This window comes from Dellaglioa sp. CoH-57-MRSF-20 (genome assembly GCF_056781955.1).
On record NZ_JBXAXV010000138.1, the window covers coordinates 1 to 406 of the forward strand.

General features: G+C 54.4%; 1 protein-coding gene. It reads right to left on the reverse strand.

Going from position 1 to position 406, the window contains the following annotated elements; all coding sequences use genetic code 11:
* Positions 1-147: 147 nt before the first annotated feature.
* On the reverse strand, positions 148-406 hold a 259-nt coding region (locus tag AC1RPN_RS08510; protein ID WP_481763760.1), incomplete at its 5' end, for a hypothetical protein.

Sequence of the window (406 nt, forward strand, 5' to 3'; positions counted from 1 at the left end):
GAATAGGCCCACAGTTTCGGCGGAATGTAGCGTGTGCCATCCTCACGTTCGAGGCAGACAATGACGGGCTCCGAATAGTCGTTACCGTAGTACATGTCGTACAGAGGTGCCGGCTTAGGACTATCCGAAAACTCGCGAATCCAATGTTTATGCATCTACTTCGTCCTCGTCTTCATCTTCCTCGTCGAGATCGGGATTCCCGAGGCCCAGATTCTCGACACCGAGTTTGAGGTACGTCAGCACCTCGTCCACGCTGGACCGGTATCCGGTATCGAACAAGACCTCGTACGGAGCATAGCCTTCGATCAAGCCTTGATAGACAGTGGCGTCAATGCGCGCGTCGTAGTCTGCACGAATCTTGAGCGTGTGGCATTCGATGCCGAACAGAGCCTCGTCCTTCTTGTCG